Genomic DNA, 17,660 nt, shown 5'->3' with positions numbered 1-17,660 from the left:
TGGATTACAAATGGTAAATATGTACAGAATATGAATGGAATAACTATTAATACTTAGTACTGGAGGATATTTAATGAAGAAGGTTGAGGAAAAAGTGATACATGAAAAGGGATTGAATCTCCATCTTATTAAAAGCAAGAAATATAAGACGATCAATATTGTTGCAAAGATAAAGGCACCCCTGACACGGGAAACAATTACACACAGGGCTTTACTCCCATATATATTAAAGCAGGGAACAAAAAGTTACCCAAGCAGAAAGGAATTTCAACTTAAATTAGACGAATTATATGGTGCAGTTCTATCTGTTGATGGTTCGAAAAAAGGGGAAAACCATTTAATTACCATTCGGTTAGAAGTAGCCAATGAAAAATTTATCCCGAAAGAAACATCCATAATCGATGAAGCAATTGAGCTGTTTAGTGAAATTTTATTTCAGCCCAACTCTACCGGAGAGGCATTTGAGAAATCTATCGTTGAACGGGAAAAAGACACATTAAGGCAAAAAATAAGTTCTATAAAAGATGATAAAATGAGCTTTGCAAACATGCGGCTTATTGATGAAATGTGTGAAGGTGAAGCATATCAACTGCATGTTCATGGCTACGAAGAGGACTTAGACGAATTGTCTGCTGCTGATTTATATGCCTATTATAAAACCATGCTTACAGAAGATCAGTTAGACATTTATGTGCTTGGTGATTTTGACGAACATGAATTAAAAGATAAGCTAACTAGATCTATGAAGCGGGACAGTGCAATTGTAAATAACGAGCGAAACAATATGGAACACAAACATATAGAAAAAGAAAACGAGGTAATTGAAAAGCAGGAAATTCAACAAGCGAAGCTTCATATAGGATATCGAACACATACAACGTTTAGTGATGAGGATTATTTTGCATTGCAAGTATTCAATGGAATATTCGGTGGATTTCCAAGTTCTAAGCTATTTGTAAATGTTAGAGAAAAAAACAGCCTTGCTTATTACGCATCCTCCCGAATAGAGAGTCAGAAAGGATTACTATTAGTTTTTAGTGGTATTGCGCCTGATGACTTTGAGAAGGCTCGTGATATTATCAGATTGCAATTGACGGCCATGAAGGATGGAGACTTTTCCGATACAGACGTAAATGAAACAAAAGAATTAATTGTAAACCAATTATTAGAAACAATGGATCATCCTCAAGGATTAATTGAGCTTCTATATCAGCAGGTATTAGGTAACAAAGAAATTACACCTGAGCAGTTAATTGAAAACATAAAAAAAGTGAGAAAAGACGATGTAGTTAAGGTTGCTGGAAAAATAGAGGAAGATACACTTTATTTACTTACGAGTGAGGGAGGATCATCCAATGAATAAACAGACATACCAGAACATAGCGGAGACGATATATACAGAAAAGCTAAATAATGGCTTAACAGTCTTTCTATTACCAAAACCAGAAATGGCAAAAACCTATGGCGTATTCTCAACAGACTATGGTTCGATGGATTTGACTTTTGTGCCTATTGATGGAAATGAGGAAATTACTGTTCCAGAAGGAATAGCTCATTTTTTAGAGCATAAGTTATTCGAGAAAGAAGACCGCGATGTTTTTGCTGATTTCGGAAAGCAGGGTGCCTCTCCCAACGCTTACACATCTTTCACAAAGACTGCTTACTTATTTGCAGCAACAACAAATATAGAGGAAAATGTGGAGACATTAATAAATTTTGTTCAGGACCCTTACTTTTCTGAGGAATCAGTTGAAAAGGAAAAAGGAATTATTGCACAGGAGATTAAGATGTATGATGATCAGCCTGATTGGCAGTCATTTATGGGCACCATCAAAGGTATGTTCAAAAATCACACTGTAAACATAGATATAGCGGGGACGGTCGATTCGATTAATGCGATTACGAAAGACGATTTATATACATGCTATAACACGTTTTATCACCCGGAAAATATGACATTGTTTATTGCGGGCAATTTCGATCCGGAAAGTATGATTAAGCTGATAAAAACTAATCAGGACTCCAAAGAGTTTAAGAAGATGAATGCTATTGAACGAAAAATACATGAAGAACCAGCGGAAGTAGCTGAGAAAAACAGTAAGATTGTCATGCCGGTTTCGGTACCTAAATGTACCATAGGAATAAAAGAATCAACCAGCGAACTAACAAAAGAAGAGTTTTTAAAGAAAGACCTGCTGCAGGATATGGTCATGGGTCATTACTTCTCAAAAGGTGGGGACTTCTATCTGGAGTTATATAATGAAAAATTGATTGATGGGAGTTTCTACTATGAAACCAACCTGGAAAAAAACTTTGGTTACACGCTGATTGGCAGCAATACGGATCATCCTGAACGCTATGCATCCAAGGTGAAAGAATTACTGCTTTCCACTGCCAGCTCTGGACTAACTAAGGATGACTTTGAACGCATAAAAAAGAAAAAGATTGGACAATTGCTGCGGGCTATGAATTCACTGGAGTTTATTGCAAATAAGTACACACACTATCATATGCTGGATATTGACTTATTTGAAATCATTCCAGCAATTCAAGCACTAACACGTGAAGATGCCAATGATTTCATAAAAAACTGGATTCAAGAAGAACGTATAGCTGTTTGCACAATAACTGCTGAGTAGGGAGTAATTATGGGGAAAAATGTATTGATCATAGGTGCAAGTGGGGATATAGGTATCGCTATAGCTAAGCGCCTGGCCGAGGCGGGATATCATCTAATACTTCATTATAATAAAAATAAAGAAGCAATAACTGCATTCAGGGAGACAGTGGATAAAGAATGTATCTTAACAGTACACCAAGCTGATTTAAGTAGTGAAGCTGAAACGAAGAAGTTATTATTACAACTGACTTTACCAGTTGACCATATTGTATTTGCAAGTGGTTCGGCACATTTTGGATTATTCCAAGATACCACGGAACAAATGATGAATGATATGCTGGGATTACATGTGAAGGCACCCTGGATGATCACTAAATATTTATTATCACGAATGATAAGACAGCAGTCAGGTAATATTGTGTTTATAACCTCAATATGGGGAGAACAGGGTGCAAGCAATGAAGTAATCTATTCTTCCGTTAAGGGAGCCCAAAATAGCTTTGTAAAAGCATTGGCGAAAGAGGTAGCACCCTCTGGGATTTCTGTAAATGCGGTAAGTCCGGGATATATGGATACGAAAATGAACAATCATTTAGAGGAACAAGATAAACAAGCTATTCTTAATGAGATTCCTATGAAGCGATCTGGTAAACCGAGTGAAGTTGCCCATGCAGTTTATTTTTTGCTGGAAAGTAAATCAAATTACATTCAAGGTGAAATAATTAATATGACTGGTGGCTGGTAGTACGGCAACTTTCTTATTTATTGCAAGAAAGGGACTGTATTTTTAGATTGTCTACTCGATCATGTATAAATGCGACGGGAAAACAAATACTATACATGAAAAAAATGAAGGAGGCAAAACTATGTCAGTTCTGGACAACTTTGAAACATGGAAAGGTTTTTTAGCTAATAGACTGCAACAAGCGCAGCAGCAAGGTATGGATCAAGAAACAATTCAAAATGTTGCCCATGAAGTAGGGGACTACCTAGCACAAAGTGTTGATGCTAAGAATAACGAAGAAGCTGTACTAAGAGAGTTATGGGGTGCTGCTTCTGAAGATGAACAGCAGGCAATTGCTAACACGATGGTAAAACTCGTTCAAAATGAAGGAAATGCTAATCAGTAATAAAAAAGCAAAGAAGCTGTATTCCTAAAATACAGCTTCTTTTTTATATATTGAAGATAATCTCTTTTCACTAGCGTCAAAATCATTTATTATAGAGATAGATTGCATTTATCAAGCATATTGGTTAACATTAAGTAAAGATAAAGGAGCTTATTATGGAAAAAACAGAATGGTACCTTGAATATGAAATTCAATATAACCGTCCTGGACTATTAGGGGATATTTCTTCTTTATTAGGAATGTTATCAATTAATATTATTACAATTAATGGTGTAGAGAACCAAAGAAGAGGTATGTTACTTCTTTCTAAATACGACGAAAACGTCACACGATTAAAATCTATTTTACAAACAATGGACACTATAAAGATAACTAAGTTACGTAAACCTAAACTTCGAGATAAGTTGGCTGTACGACACGGTAAATACATTCACAGAGATGCAGATGATCGTAAAACAATTCGGTTTGTTCGAGATGAGTTAGGATTACTGGTAGATTTCATGGCAGAGCTGTACAAACAAGAGGGACATAAGCTGATTGGAGTCCGTGGGATGCCACGCGTAGGAAAGACTGAATCAGTGGTCGCGGCAAGTGTTTGTGCAAATAAGCGGTGGTTATTTGTATCCAGTACGTTGCTTAAACAAACTGTACGAAGCCAGCTAATTGAAGGAGAATACAATAATGATAATATTTATATTATTGATGGCGTAGTTTCTAAAAGACGTGCAAATGAAAAACATTGGCAATTAATACGTGAAATTATGCAGTTGCCATCAATTAAAGTTGTTGAACATCCGGATATATTTGTGCAAGCGACAGAGTATAATATGGATGATTTTGATTATATTATCGAACTGCGCAGTCACGAAGATGAAGAGATTACATATGAACCGGTTGAGAAACAGCAATTTAGTCAGGAAAATGGCTTTTCTATGTTTGATTTTTAAATTGGATGGTGTTATTTATGGAGATTGGAGCAAGGTTAAAAGAAGCTAGAGAAGCAAAGGGCATATCTTTAGATACGCTGCAGGAAACAACAAAAATTCAGAAAAGATATTTAACCGCCATTGAGGAAGGTAATTTCCATATCCTACCCGGTAAGTTTTATGCCAGAGCGTTTATTAAAGAGTATGCGAATGCTGTAGGATTGGATTCAAACGAATTACTGGAAGAATATAAAGAAGATGTACCAAACACTGAAAATGAATCTGAAGTAGAATACACCCGTATACAACGTACGAGGAGAGAAGGGAATCCAGAAAAAAGTTCAGCAATCTTTTCACTGATACCTACTATAATCGTTGTATTACTGATTATAGGTATCATTTTTGCAGCATGGTTTTTTATTCAGCAAACGATGTCCGATAATGGTACTAATACACAAGATGATAACAATGATAATGAGGTCATTATTAACAACCCGGAAGATAACGGGGATGCGGAAAATGAAGAAAATGATGAAGGTACAGATAATACGGATGAAACAGAGACTGAAGAGTCAGCTGAAGAAGAGGGTGGTCAATCAGAACCAGAGCTCACTCTTAATGAAGATGAAACAGATGGTGCTACGACAACTTTTGACTTAAACAATGCTGGGGATGATGTGACTGTTACGTTGGAGGCTACTGGGGACAGCTGGGTGGAAATCCAGGGTGAAGACCAACGCTATTATTACAACATGCTTACAGAAGCTGCATCGCCGGAAGAATTTGATGTCTCTGACGAGGGTAGAATCTATCTTAATATTGGAAATGCGTCGGTTACTGTTGTTACAATTAATGGTGTGGAATTAGATTACCCAATTGATCCAAATGAAAATGTTACACAGAAGTTCTGGATAAATATAAACAAGGAAACTGAATAATAATTTTGCTATTAACCCTTCCTGTAACCTTTTATGGAGGGGTTTTATACCTTATACTGAATGCAGGAGGAAATGTCAATGAACATACCAAATAAAATTACATTATCTCGGATCTTTTTAATACCTATATTTATTATTTTATTAAGCGTGCCTTTTAATTGGGGAGAATGGAATATTGGAGAAACCTCTCTTCCTGTTTCCCACTTTGCTGCTGCGTTATTGTTTATTATAGCTGCAGCAACAGATTGGGTTGATGGTTATTATGCCAGGAAATATGATCTTGTTACCAATTTAGGGAAATTTTTAGATCCGCTGGCCGACAAACTGCTTGTATCCGCGGCGTTAATTTTATTGGTGGAAATGGGTATTGCTCCTGCTTGGATAGTTATTGTTATTATTAGCAGGGAACTTGCAGTAACGGGTCTTCGCCTGGTCGCAGCAGGGGAAGGGATTGTTCTTGCTGCGGGAAGTATGGGAAAATTAAAAACGGCTACACAAATGATTGCTATCTCAGTCTTGTTACTACATAATTTTCCCTTTTCATTTATAGGCTTTCCATTTGGAATGATCATGTTATATGCAGCATTAATCTTCACCATAATTTCAGGTTATGATTACTTCGTTAAAAACTGGCATGTAATGAGGGATTCTAAGTAATGAAGCAGTTCAAAGCAGAAATCATTGCTGTTGGTACAGAACTTTTATTAGGTCAGATTGCTAATACGAATGCACAATGGTTATCACAACACTTGGCTTTACATGGTATTAATGTTTATAATCATGCTGTTGTAGGTGACAATTTGAAGCGTGTAGAAGATACTTTTAAACAAGCACAAGATCGTTCGGATATCATTATCGTCACAGGGGGCCTTGGACCGACAGATGACGACCTGACTCGTGAAGCTTTTCAAAAAATAGCGAATCTGAAAATAATAGAGCACACCCCTGCAATGATGAAAATCAGATCCTATTTTGAAAAACAAAAAACAATAATGACGCCAAACAACAAAAAACAAGCGCGTGTTTTTGAAGGTGCTCAGGTGCTGGAAAATAAAGTTGGAATGGCACCTGGGATGATCATAACCCACAAACAAAAAACGTGGGTTTTTCTGCCAGGAGTACCTAAAGAGATGAAGCAGCTGGCAACGGATGAAGTATTTCCTTATTTAAAAAGAGTAACTGGACATGCAGGAATTATTAAATCTACTGTATTAAAATTTGCAGGGATAGGCGAATCCAAATTGGAGCATGAATTACGTGCTCTAATTAATGCGCAAAGCAACCCTACTATTGCGCCTTTAGCCCAGGATGACGGAGTAGTCATTCGATTAACAGCTAAAGAAGATTCCAGTTATAAAGTAGACGAATTACTCAATCATACCAAAAAACAAATTCTTGACAGAGTAGGTAGTTATTTTTATGGTTCGGATGATCAAACAATGGAGCAACAAGTGGTTACCTTGCTAAAAGAGCAGAATAGAAAAATAGCAGCCGCTGAAAGTATTACTGGTGGTAAGTTTACAGATAAGTTAATTTCTGTAGAAGGCGCTTCTCAAGTGTGCCGAGGCGGAATCGTTTGTTATGATAACAAAGTGAAACAAAATATAGTAGGAGTAACACGTGAAACCATTGAAAATAAAGGGCCAGTTAGCGAAGCATGTGCTGTTGAGCTGGCTGCAGCAATAAACGATAAGCTGGATTCTTCTATTGGGATAAGCTTTACAGGTGAAGCAGGACCAACTAGTGCTAGTGATCAACCGGTAGGTACAGTTTATATTGCTATTTGTACGGAAGCTGGTTATAAGCAAGTAAATAGATTTACATTTCAAGGAGATCGTAATTCAATAAGAGATAAGGCTGCTTTAAAAGGTTTTGAACTTCTTTTAAAATACTTGAAATCGTAAAATTATAGATGCTTTGTGTGCAAAATCGTATTATAGATAGTTTTTAAGTGCTCAAAATCTATTTTTCATGATAGAAAGCAGGCGAAAAAAGCAGAACATTTATTCGTTTTTCGCTTGGCAAATTCGAAAAAACAATGTATGATGAAAATAGTTAATTAAGGAGGTAGTCTCGTTGAGTAATAAAAAACAGGCTTTAGATATGGCTTTAAAACAAATAGAAAAACAATTTGGAAAAGGTTCGATAATGAAACTAGGGGAAAATGAGATGCAAAAGATAGATATCATTCCCAGCGGATCATTAGCATTGGATGTAGCATTAGGAATAGGTGGTTATCCAAGAGGCCGTGTTATTGAAATTTATGGTCCCGAATCATCTGGTAAAACAACAGTAGCGCTGCATGCAATTGCGGAAGCACAACGAAAAGGTGGAACTGCAGCGTTTATTGACGCTGAGCATGCTCTTGACCCTATCTATGCACGTGCTTTAGGTGTGAATGTTGAAGAGTTGCTTTTATCGCAGCCTGATACAGGTGAGCAAGCTTTAGAGATTTGTGAAGCACTTGTACGTAGTGGTGCGGTGGACGTTGTTGTTGTGGATTCAGTTGCTGCATTAGTTCCAAAAGCAGAAATTGAAGGTGAGATGGGTGACTCTCACATGGGTCTTCAAGCTCGCTTAATGTCTCAAGCATTAAGAAAGCTATCTGGTGCAATACACAAATCAAATTCTACAGCTATTTTTATTAACCAAGTTCGTGAAAAAATCGGTGTAATGTTCGGTAATCCGGAAACGACGCCTGGTGGACGTGCGCTTAAATTCTATTCTTCTGTTAGGTTAGAAGTTCGTCGCGCAGAAACATTAAAGCAGGGTAATGAAATGGTTGGAAACAGAGCAAGAATTAAAGTAGTTAAGAATAAAGTGGCACCTCCATTTAAACAAGCAGAAGTTGACATCATGTATGGAGAAGGAATTTCTAAAGAAGGTGAAATTCTGGATATCGGTTCAGAACTTGATATCGTCCTAAAGAGTGGCGCATGGTATTCATATAACGAAGAGAGAATTGGACAGGGACGCGAAAATGCAAAACAATTCTTAAAAGAAAATAAGAATATGATGGCAGAAATTCATGAATCTATTCGGGAACATTATAAATTGGATGAAGAAAAAGAAGAGAAACAAGAGAAACAAGAGTCAGGTCAAGAGACTTTGGATGTTTAATAGATTCTAATTTAGTAAATCCCTTACTGATATATAGTAAGGGATTTGTTTGATTTTCAAGAGTTCCTTCATTAAATACTTGTGACGTTTCCTTGACATTAGCTATATAGACAATTAAAATTAAAGCTGTATAATTTTATAATTTATATTATACGGTTTATTGTTATTAATGCAATGAAAAACGGTACATGCCGACAATAATGAATTGTACAATTTTATAGCAATAGGAGGTGAAATCGTGGATATTACAATATTGATCATCTCCATTTTGCTTGGCCTAATCGTCGGTATTGTTGTTGGTTATCTGATTCGTAAATCTATTGCTGAAGCTAAAATTTCTAGCGCAGAAACGTTAGCAAAACAAATAGTTGATGAAGCACATCGAAATGCAGATGCCGCTAAAAAAGAGGCACTTCTTGAGGCGAAGGATGAAAATCATAAGCTTCGTCAGCAGACAGAAGAGGAATTGCGTATAAGACGTACAGAAGTACAGAAGCAAGAAAATCGTCTGATGCAAAGAGAAGAAAATCTGGACAGAAAAAGTGAAACAGTAGACAATCGTGAACTTTTGTTAGAGAGAAAAGAACAATCACTAACAGAAAAACAACAACAAATTGAAGAAATGGAAAGCAAAGTGGAAGCTAAATTACAAGAGCAGCAAACGGAGCTTGAGCGCATTTCAGGATACACTTCAGACCAAGCTAAGCATATTATTTTAGACCGGGTTGAAAAAGAGCTAACACATGAATCAGCATTAATGATAAAAGAAGCTGAAAATCGTGCGAAGGAAGAAGCAGATAAAAAAGCAAAAAATATTCTTTCCTTAGCTTTACAACGTTGTGCTGCGGACCACGTTGCTGAAACAACTGTTTCTGTTGTAAACCTTCCAAATGACGAGATGAAAGGTCGTATTATCGGTCGTGAAGGTCGTAATATACGAACACTAGAAACATTGACCGGTATTGATTTAATTATTGATGATACACCAGAAGCGGTAATCTTATCCGGTTTTGATCCAATCCGAAGAGAAACAGCTCGTATGGCGTTAGAAAAACTAGTTCAAGATGGAAGAATTCATCCTGCAAGAATAGAAGAAATGGTGGATAAAGCCAGACGTGAAGTAGATGAGTATATACGAGAAATTGGTGAAGAAACTACATTTGAGGTTGGTGTACATGGTCTGCATCCAGACCTAGTTAAAATACTTGGTCGCCTAAAATATCGTACAAGCTATGGCCAAAATGTTTTGAAGCATTCTACTGAGGTTGCGTACCTGGCAGGTCTACTTGCTGCTGAATTAGGGGAAGATGAAACATTAGCAAGGAGAGCTGGTTTACTTCATGACATTGGAAAAGCAATTGACCATGAAGTTGAAGGAAGCCACGTTGAAATCGGTAAAGAACTTGGAATGAAGTACAAAGAACACGAGGTTGTCATTAATTCTATCGCTTCCCATCACGGAGATGAAGAAGCAACTTCCATTATTTCTGTATTAGTAGCTGCAGCAGATGCTTTATCAGCTGCGCGTCCTGGTGCTAGAAGTGAGACATTGGAAAACTATATCAAACGTCTGGAAAAACTTGAAGAGATTTCTGAGTCATTTACTGGTGTAGAAAAATCATTTGCAATTCAAGCTGGACGAGAGATTCGAATTATTGTGAAACCTGATGAAATCAGCGACATCGAATCAGTCCGAATAGCTAGAGATATACGAAAACGGATAGAGGGTGAGCTGGATTATCCTGGGCATATTAAAGTAACTGTAATCAGAGAAACAAGATCAGTCGAATATGCAAAATAAAAGCGGTCAAAAGACCGCTTTTATTTTTTTGCTTTCTTTCCTCAGGTTGATGGATCCTTTGACTTTATATAATGGTTATGAAAAACTAAAAACATTATAATTGATAGGATGAGTGAAAATGAAAATATTATTCATAGGGGACGTTGTAGGTTCTCCAGGAAGAGATATGGTGCAGGAGTACTTACCAAAATTAAAAGAAAAATATCGTCCTACCATGACGATTATTAATGGAGAAAATGCCGCATCTGGAAAAGGGATTACAGAGAAGATATATAAACAGTTTTTGGAGTGGGGAGCCCAGGTAGTTACCATGGGTAATCACACGTGGGATAAGAAAGAAATCTTTGAATTTATTGATGGTGCCAAAAACATGGTTCGACCAGCCAATTTTCCAGAGGGGAACCCGGGTAAGGGAATGGTTTTTATTAATATGAACGGAATTGAAGTAGCTGTAATTAACCTTCAAGGACGTACATTTCTACCAGCAATAGATGATCCTTTTCGGAAAGTTGATGAATTGATAGAAGAAGCCAAAAAACGTACGAATATTATTTTTGTAGATTTCCATGGGGAAGCAACTAGTGAGAAACAAGCGATGGGATGGTATCTTGATGGAAGAGTGAGCGCTGTTGTAGGCACACATACACATACCCAAACAGCTGATGAGCGCATTTTGCCACAAGGAACTGCATATATTTCAGATGTGGGAATGACAGGGCCTTATGACGGGATATTGGGTGTAGAAAGAGATGCAGTATTGAAACGTTTCCTAACATCCTTGCCAGTACGTTTCGAAATTGATGAAAAGGGAAGATCACAATTAAATGGCTTTTTAGTAACGATCGATAATAGCAATGGAAAGTCTACCAGAGTTGATCGTATACTAATAAACGATGACCATCCATTCTTTGGCTGATTGATTGAATTATTTGAATTATTGATGCATAATAGGGTAATAAGCTAACATCTCCAGGAATATAGTAGCAGTAGAACTATAATAGCAAATGAAGGAGGTACTAGTAATGGATGTATTAAAGGTCTCAGCAAAATCCAATCCAAATTCAGTAGCAGGTGCACTTGCGAATGTATTACGTGAACGAGGCAAAGCGGAGATACAGGCAATTGGTGCGGGAGCATTAAACCAATCCGTAAAGGCAGTAGCCATAGCAAGAGGATTTGTAGCCCCGAGCGGAGTCGATTTAATTTGTATACCGGCTTTTACCGATATTATGATCGATAATGAAGAACGAACGGCGATTAAGCTAATTATAGAACCTAGATAATTTTTTTAAAGGAATTAATTAGTGTTGCGTTAAGGCGTAGCACTATTTTTGTTATGTTAATTAAAAAAACCGATACTTAAAATTGCTGAGTAATTAACTATAAGAAATAACAGTCCAAATACTAGAACACTACTGAAGATTTTTCCATAGCCTTACAAGATTAACAGTGAAAAATGACAATTTAAGTAACCTTCCTGATAATAAAGGAAGGTTTTTCTTTGTGCACCAAGTACAGATATTGTTTAATTTGGCTATAGAGTTTATACTGTACTAATGTAAAACTATACTTAATGAATTGTTTTTTAAATAAAGAAAGGGGTTTCGTTATGAACGAAGAACAGCGAAAAGAGCAGTCGCAAATTAAACAGGTAGATGCCGCGGACAGAAAATCCGGCCAGGAAAATGCCTTGCATGAAAAGACAAGTGCTGATTTTGCGAAGTATTTTGAGACAACCTATGAACCACCTAACTTAAATAAAGCACGCAAACGTGGACGTGATAAAATTAATGTTCACTATGATTTTGGTATCCCAGAGGATATGGAAAACGTCGGAGAAGGTAAAAAATATTTAATCCGTACATATGGTTGTCAAATGAATGAACATGATACAGAGGTAATGGCTGGAATTTTAACTGAAATGGGATATGAGTCAACTACTGACACGAATGAGGCAGATATTATCTTGCTGAACACATGTGCAATCCGGGAAAATGCCGAAAACAAAGTGTTCGGTGAAATTGGTCACCTCAAACCACTTAAATTGGAAAAACCAGATCTGATTCTTGGCGTTTGTGGTTGTATGTCACAGGAAGAGTCGGTAGTAAACCGCATTCTAAAAAAACATCAGCATGTTGATTTGATTTTCGGAACACATAACATCCACCGTTTGCCACAATTGGTTAAAGAAGCAATGTTCGGTAAAGAAAAAATAGTGGAAGTATGGTCTAAAGAAGGAGATATTATTGAAAACCTTCCTAAGGTCCGAAAGGGTAAAATCAAAGCATGGGTTAATATTATGTACGGCTGTGATAAGTTTTGTACGTACTGTATCGTGCCTATGACACGTGGGAAAGAGCGTAGTCGTAAACCAGAGGATATCATCCAGGAAGTACGCCATTTAGCTGCACAGGGCTATCAGGAGGTTACGTTGCTCGGTCAGAATGTAAATGCATATGGAAAAGACTTTGAGGATATGACATATGGGCTTGGAGAGTTGATGGATGCTATTCACAAAATAGATATTCCTCGCGTTCGGTTTACAACATCACATCCTAGAGATTTTGATGATCGTTTGATTGAAGTATTGGCACAAGGTGGCAATTTACTGGATCATATTCATTTACCGGTTCAGTCTGGAAGCAGCGAAGTGCTAAAGAAAATGAACCGGAAATATACACGCGAAGATTACCTGGAATTAGTCCGTAAAATCCGTGTTGCTATGCCAAACGCAACACTTACAACAGATATAATTGTTGGTTTCCCAAATGAAACAGAAGAGCAGTTTGAAGAAACCATGACATTGGTTGAGGAAGTTGGATTTGAGGCTGCATACACATTTATCTATTCACCTCGCGAAGGTACACCGGCAGCACGCAAGAAAGACGATGTGCCAGAAGAAGTGAAGAAGCAGCGTTTATATCGTTTGAATGACCTTGTAAACAAACAATCTGCGGCTTCTATGAAGACTTATGATAATGAGATAGTTAAAGTATTGGTTGAGGGTGAAAGTAAAAAAGACCCCGAAGTTCTTGCTGGATATACGGAGAAGAATAAACTAGTTAACTTCAAAGGGCCAAGATCATCAATAGGTAAAATAGTTGAAGTGGAAATAACAGAATCGAAAACATGGTCGTTAAATGGTATAATGGTAGAAAATACAGTTGAGGTGAATTAACATGGCTGAATACACACGTACACAAGTACTTGAAGAAGCAAAAAAATTAGCAGAAATGCTTGCAAATACAGAAGAAATTGACCGTTTTAAACAAGTTGAGGCAAAGATAAATGAGAACAAGAAAGTTCAGCAGCTTATAACAAAAATTAAAGCTTTACAAAAACAAGCTGTTAATTTTCAAGCTTATGAGAAACAGGAAGCATTGAAGAGAATTGAGCAGGAGATAGATCGTTTACAAGCTGAAATCGATGATATTCCAGTGGTACAGGAATTCAAGGAAACACAAATAGTAGTAAATGACGTGTTGCAATTGGTATCAGGAACAATCGCTAGAGAAGTGACAAATAATGTGATTAAATCTACTGGCGGGGACCTGCTTGCAGGAGAAACTGGTTCTAAATCACAAAGCAAAAGTGGCTGCGGTTATTAAATCTAATAAAACAGGAAGAGAATTTTACAATTTCTCTTCCTGTTTTTTCGTTTATTAAGCTAACAACCACAACGTATCCCCTGATTCATAAAATAGCTATGCACTTTAGGTATTTGTCTTGCATAAAATGACTATGTAAAAAGAGGAGGTAAAAGTAATTATGACTTTTCTTGATAAAGACTATAGAGAAATCATTACAAAGGCTGTTTGTGGTAAGGGTCGAAAGTTCACACAAGATTCACATTCAATCTCACCATCACATAAACCCTCTAGTATTTTAGGGTGTTGGGTAATTAATCATTTATACAATGCCAAGAAAAAATCAAAGGACACGGTAGAAGTTAATGGCAGCTACGACATTAACATTTGGTATTCGTATAATGATAATACGAAAACAGAGGTAGTAACAGAAAGAGTAACCTATTGTGATGTTATTCCACTTTCTGTAAAGGATGATAATTGCATTAACAACGATTATGATGTTATAGCAAAGGTAATTCAGCAACCAAACTGTCTGGAATGTAAAATTTCAAATAAGGGCCATAAGATTGTAGTTGAAATCGAAAGAGAGTTTATTGTTCAAATAATTGGAGAAACAAAGATCTCTGTACGGGTTAATCCGAAGTGGGATAAATTTGATGATGATGACGACGATGAGGGATGGGATTTTGAATTAACAGATGATGAGCTGAGTGATGTAGAACCGGATTTCCTTGAAACAAAAGATTAGTAAATTACGAGAGACCTTCTCTCGTAATTTTTTTTGTTTAAAACATAGTAAAATAAGTTGTTCGTGTTTATATACTTGGTAGCAGCGGACAGGTCACTTATCATTTATTTCAGGTCAAATCTGTTCACCTTAGTCGTATTAATCTTATTTGATGTGCTATAATGACATGAGAATATTAGCGGTTTTTGGGGGATTAGACATGGCAAAATACACACCAATGATGGAACAATATATGAAAATAAAAGCGGAGCATAAAGATGCTTTTCTATTTTATCGTTTAGGTGATTTTTATGAAATGTTTTTTGATGATGCAATAAAAGCGTCGAGGGAATTGGAAATTACACTTACACAACGGGATCCCGGTCAGAAGGAGCCTATCCCTATGTGTGGAGTGCCTTATCACGCAGCTGATAACTACATAAGAATTTTAATAGACAAAGGTTACAAAGTAGCAATGTGTGAACAGGTTGAAGATCCGAAAACAGCTAAAGGCGTTGTGAAAAGGGAAGTCGTACAGTTGATAACACCTGGTACAGTCATGGAAAGTAATATGCTACGTGAAGGTGAAAATAATTACATTGCCAGTCTCTCTCATTTCAAAGACGGCTCTTATGTTATTGTCTATAATGATCTATCAACCGGAGAAAATCGCATTGCGCTTCTTTCACATGGATGGGATACAGTTATTCATGAATTGTACAATCAGCCGATCAAGGAGATAGTTGTGTCTTCCAGTCTACCAGAGGATTTACAAAGACAATTACGCGATCGGTTACATGTAACTCTATCCTATCAGGATGAAGTGAACTTTAATGCCGAGTATCGCAATCTATGTGAAAACCTGAATGATGAGCGATTGATGAAGTCGTTTAGCCGTTTATTAAATTATATTCAGTTTACGCAAAAACGATCGCTCAATCATTTACAACAAGCAGAAGTAATTGAATTGGATCATTACCTGTCACTTGATATGTACTCTAAGCGCAATCTTGAATTAACAGAAACAATTTTGAAAAAAGGAAAGCATGGCAGTCTACTATGGGTACTAGATAAAACTGTGACAGCGATGGGATCCAGAATGCTTAAAAAATGGTTGGAACGTCCATTGTTGAACAAACAGCACATAGAAAAAAGACTGCAGATCGTAGATGGTTTTTATAGTGGCTTTATGGAGCGGGATACACTTAGGGAGACATTGAAATCTGTCTATGATTTGGAAAGGCTTGCTGGAAGAATTGCTTTTGGAAATGTTAATGCACGCGATTTAAACCAACTAAAGCAATCCCTTGAAAAGATACCAGAATTAATCGAAACCTTAAAGCAGTTTGAGCAAGAGCAAATAAAAGAGCTTGCTGATCGATTACTGTACCCAAAGCATTTAATAGACATATTACATTCCAGTTTAGTAGATGATCCACCGGTTTCTATTAAAGAAGGGTCGATTATTAAAGATGGATATAATGAGACGCTGGATAATTATCGCGATGCTTCAAGAAATGGTAAGAAGTGGATCGCTGAACTTGAACAAAAAGAAAAACAAGAAACAAAAATAAAGTCACTTAAAATTGGTTACAACCGTGTATTTGGATATTACATTGAAGTTACTAAAGCCAACATTCATCTTCTTCCTGAGGGCAGATATGAGAGAAAACAAACACTTGCAAATGCGGAACGTTATATCACTCCTGAATTAAAAGAAAAGGAACAACTGATCCTAGAAGCTGAAGAAAAAAGCGTGGAATTGGAGTATACCCTATTTATACAAATTCGTGAGCAGATTAAAGAACATATTCCACAACTTCAGCATTTAGCAGAAGTGGTCAGCACGATTGATGTTCTGCAAGCATTTGCTACCGTGAGTGAAACCAATAACTATAAGCGCCCTAGATTTGCAGAAAATAAGTTATCAATAAAAAACGGGCGGCATCCTGTGATTGAACAGGTTATGAAGGATGGCTCCTTTGTGCCAAATGATATTTCATTGGACGATAATAAAAATATTCTATTAATCACTGGACCCAATATGTCAGGGAAAAGTACCTATATGCGCCAGCTCGCATTAACTGTAATTATGGGGCAGATAGGCTGCTTTGTTCCTTGTGAGGATGCTGAATTGATGCTGTTTGATCAAATATTTACACGTATTGGTGCAGCAGATGATCTGGTTTCGGGCCAAAGTACTTTCATGGTGGAAATGCTGGAAGCCAATCACGCAATTTCAAATGCAACCAATAAGAGTCTGATTTTATTGGATGAGATTGGGCGAGGTACAAGTACTTATGACGGGATGGCATTAGCACAGGCAATAGTTGAATATATTCATAATAATATTCAGGCAAAAACCCTATTTTCCACCCATTATCACGAGCTTACAGCATTGGAAGAAACATTGCCTAATTTAAAAAATATACACGTGCGTGCAGAAGAGTATGAAGGTAATGTCGTTTTCTTGCATCAGATTAAAGACGGCGCAGCAGATGAAAGCTACGGTATTCATGTAGCCAAGCTAGCTGACCTTCCAGAAGCCCTGATCGAGCGTGCAAGCTCTATTTTAAGCCAATTAGAAAGCACGGATAAACCTGCCCCTACGACTGAAAAAATTGAGGCCGGTCAGTTGTCATTTTTTGTAGAAGAGAAGCTAACAGCAAAAAAAGAAAAAGTGTCTGTATCGCATAATAAAGTGATCAATGAATTAAAACAACTGAACTTATTTGAAATGACCCCATTAGAAGCAATGAATGAGCTATATAAACTGCAGAAGGATGCGAAGAAATAGAGCAGGAAAGG

16 protein-coding genes are annotated in these 17,660 nt (G+C 37.0%); all 16 read left to right on the top strand.

Annotation, left to right across the window (positions count from 1 at the left end; translation table 11 throughout):
• The first annotated feature begins 73 nt into the window (after nt 1–73).
• The 16 genes from yfmF (at nt 74) to mutS (ending at nt 17,649) form a co-directional block, all read left to right on the top strand.
• Nucleotides 74–1,363 carry an EF-P 5-aminopentanol modification-associated protein YfmF gene (gene yfmF / locus QGM71_RS03850; protein ID WP_327606185.1) on the top strand — a complete coding sequence of 430 codons (1,290 nt, stop codon included), beginning with the start codon at nt 74–76 and terminating at the stop codon, nt 1,361–1,363.
• Nucleotides 1,356–2,639, top strand: coding sequence for an EF-P 5-aminopentanol modification-associated protein YfmH (gene yfmH / locus QGM71_RS03845; RefSeq protein WP_327606184.1), 1,284 nt, complete (start codon nt 1,356–1,358; stop codon nt 2,637–2,639). The genes yfmF and yfmH overlap by 8 nt, the downstream gene beginning before the upstream one ends.
• A 9-nt stretch (nt 2,640–2,648) precedes the next feature.
• The gene (gene ymfI, locus QGM71_RS03840; RefSeq protein ID WP_327606183.1) at nt 2,649–3,365 is read left to right on the top strand and encodes an elongation factor P 5-aminopentanone reductase; all 717 of its coding nucleotides are present in this window, start codon (nt 2,649–2,651) and stop codon (nt 3,363–3,365) included.
• A gap of 121 nt (nt 3,366–3,486) precedes the next feature.
• On the top strand, nt 3,487–3,750 hold the full coding sequence (locus QGM71_RS03835) for a DUF3243 domain-containing protein (protein WP_327606182.1): 264 nt from the start codon (nt 3,487–3,489) through the stop codon (nt 3,748–3,750).
• 155 nt (nt 3,751–3,905) lie between these two features.
• Nucleotides 3,906–4,697, top strand: a complete 792-nt coding sequence (locus QGM71_RS03830) for a DUF3388 domain-containing protein (RefSeq protein ID WP_327606181.1) — start codon at nt 3,906–3,908, stop codon at nt 4,695–4,697.
• A 17-nt stretch (nt 4,698–4,714) separates the two neighbouring features.
• Nucleotides 4,715–5,614, top strand: coding sequence for a helix-turn-helix domain-containing protein (locus tag QGM71_RS03825; protein ID WP_327606180.1), 900 nt, complete (start codon nt 4,715–4,717; stop codon nt 5,612–5,614).
• A 78-nt stretch (nt 5,615–5,692) separates the two neighbouring features.
• Nucleotides 5,693–6,271 carry a CDP-diacylglycerol--glycerol-3-phosphate 3-phosphatidyltransferase gene (gene pgsA / locus QGM71_RS03820; RefSeq protein WP_327606179.1) on the top strand — a complete coding sequence of 193 codons (579 nt, stop codon included), beginning with the start codon at nt 5,693–5,695 and terminating at the stop codon, nt 6,269–6,271.
• Nucleotides 6,271–7,518 (top strand): competence/damage-inducible protein A, encoded by a 1,248-nt coding sequence (locus tag QGM71_RS03815; protein WP_327606178.1) that lies wholly within the window; start codon nt 6,271–6,273, stop codon nt 7,516–7,518. Before pgsA ends, QGM71_RS03815 begins: the two co-directional genes overlap by 1 nt.
• A gap of 172 nt (nt 7,519–7,690) precedes the next feature.
• Nucleotides 7,691–8,734 (top strand): recombinase RecA, encoded by a 1,044-nt coding sequence (recA, locus tag QGM71_RS03810; RefSeq protein WP_327606177.1) that lies wholly within the window; start codon nt 7,691–7,693, stop codon nt 8,732–8,734.
• 238 nt (nt 8,735–8,972) lie between these two features.
• Nucleotides 8,973–10,535 (top strand): ribonuclease Y, encoded by a 1,563-nt coding sequence (gene rny, locus QGM71_RS03805; RefSeq protein WP_327606176.1) that lies wholly within the window; start codon nt 8,973–8,975, stop codon nt 10,533–10,535.
• 118 nt (nt 10,536–10,653) lie between these two features.
• On the top strand, nt 10,654–11,451 hold the full coding sequence (locus tag QGM71_RS03800; protein ID WP_327606175.1) for a TIGR00282 family metallophosphoesterase: 798 nt from the start codon (nt 10,654–10,656) through the stop codon (nt 11,449–11,451).
• A 106-nt stretch (nt 11,452–11,557) separates the two neighbouring features.
• On the top strand, nt 11,558–11,818 hold the full coding sequence (locus tag QGM71_RS03795) for a stage V sporulation protein S (protein WP_095655270.1): 261 nt from the start codon (nt 11,558–11,560) through the stop codon (nt 11,816–11,818).
• 326 nt (nt 11,819–12,144) lie between these two features.
• Nucleotides 12,145–13,713 (top strand): tRNA (N6-isopentenyl adenosine(37)-C2)-methylthiotransferase MiaB, encoded by a 1,569-nt coding sequence (gene miaB, locus QGM71_RS03790; RefSeq protein ID WP_327606174.1) that lies wholly within the window; start codon nt 12,145–12,147, stop codon nt 13,711–13,713.
• 1 nt (nt 13,714) lies between these two features.
• Nucleotides 13,715–14,143: a RicAFT regulatory complex protein RicA family protein gene (locus QGM71_RS03785; RefSeq protein ID WP_327606173.1), complete on the top strand. Its 429-nt coding sequence runs from the start codon at nt 13,715–13,717 to the stop codon at nt 14,141–14,143.
• A gap of 160 nt (nt 14,144–14,303) precedes the next feature.
• The gene (locus QGM71_RS03780; protein WP_327606172.1) at nt 14,304–14,873 is read left to right on the top strand and encodes an outer spore coat protein CotE; all 570 of its coding nucleotides are present in this window, start codon (nt 14,304–14,306) and stop codon (nt 14,871–14,873) included.
• A 199-nt stretch (nt 14,874–15,072) separates the two neighbouring features.
• Nucleotides 15,073–17,649: a DNA mismatch repair protein MutS gene (gene mutS / locus QGM71_RS03775; RefSeq protein ID WP_327606171.1), complete on the top strand. Its 2,577-nt coding sequence runs from the start codon at nt 15,073–15,075 to the stop codon at nt 17,647–17,649.
• Nucleotides 17,650–17,660: the final 11 nt, after the last annotated feature.

This window comes from Virgibacillus tibetensis (genome assembly GCF_036026595.1).
GTDB lineage: Bacteria > Bacillota > Bacilli > Bacillales > Amphibacillaceae > Virgibacillus_P > Virgibacillus_P tibetensis.
The sequence above is the reverse complement of the archived record's forward strand: the minus strand, read 5'-3'. Positions and strand labels throughout refer to the sequence as shown.

Bases quoted from the DNA above. Each gene is read 5' to 3' on its own strand.
- yfmF (WP_327606185.1), top strand. From the start codon at position 74: ATGAAGAAGGTTGAGGAAAAAGTGATACATGAAAAGGGATTGAATCTC.
- yfmH (WP_327606184.1), top strand. From the start codon at position 1,356: ATGAATAAACAGACATACCAGAACATAGCGGAGACGATATATACAGAA.
- ymfI (WP_327606183.1), top strand. From the start codon at position 2,649: ATGGGGAAAAATGTATTGATCATAGGTGCAAGTGGGGATATAGGTATC.
- QGM71_RS03835 (WP_327606182.1), top strand. From the start codon at position 3,487: ATGTCAGTTCTGGACAACTTTGAAACATGGAAAGGTTTTTTAGCTAAT.
- QGM71_RS03830 (WP_327606181.1), top strand. From the start codon at position 3,906: ATGGAAAAAACAGAATGGTACCTTGAATATGAAATTCAATATAACCGT.
- QGM71_RS03825 (WP_327606180.1), top strand. From the start codon at position 4,715: ATGGAGATTGGAGCAAGGTTAAAAGAAGCTAGAGAAGCAAAGGGCATA.
- pgsA (WP_327606179.1), top strand. From the start codon at position 5,693: ATGAACATACCAAATAAAATTACATTATCTCGGATCTTTTTAATACCT.
- QGM71_RS03815 (WP_327606178.1), top strand. From the start codon at position 6,271: ATGAAGCAGTTCAAAGCAGAAATCATTGCTGTTGGTACAGAACTTTTA.
- QGM71_RS03800 (WP_327606175.1), top strand. From the start codon at position 10,654: ATGAAAATATTATTCATAGGGGACGTTGTAGGTTCTCCAGGAAGAGAT.
- QGM71_RS03795 (WP_095655270.1), top strand. From the start codon at position 11,558: ATGGATGTATTAAAGGTCTCAGCAAAATCCAATCCAAATTCAGTAGCA.
- miaB (WP_327606174.1), top strand. From the start codon at position 12,145: ATGAACGAAGAACAGCGAAAAGAGCAGTCGCAAATTAAACAGGTAGAT.
- QGM71_RS03785 (WP_327606173.1), top strand. From the start codon at position 13,715: ATGGCTGAATACACACGTACACAAGTACTTGAAGAAGCAAAAAAATTA.
- QGM71_RS03780 (WP_327606172.1), top strand. From the start codon at position 14,304: ATGACTTTTCTTGATAAAGACTATAGAGAAATCATTACAAAGGCTGTT.
- mutS (WP_327606171.1), top strand. From the start codon at position 15,073: ATGGCAAAATACACACCAATGATGGAACAATATATGAAAATAAAAGCG.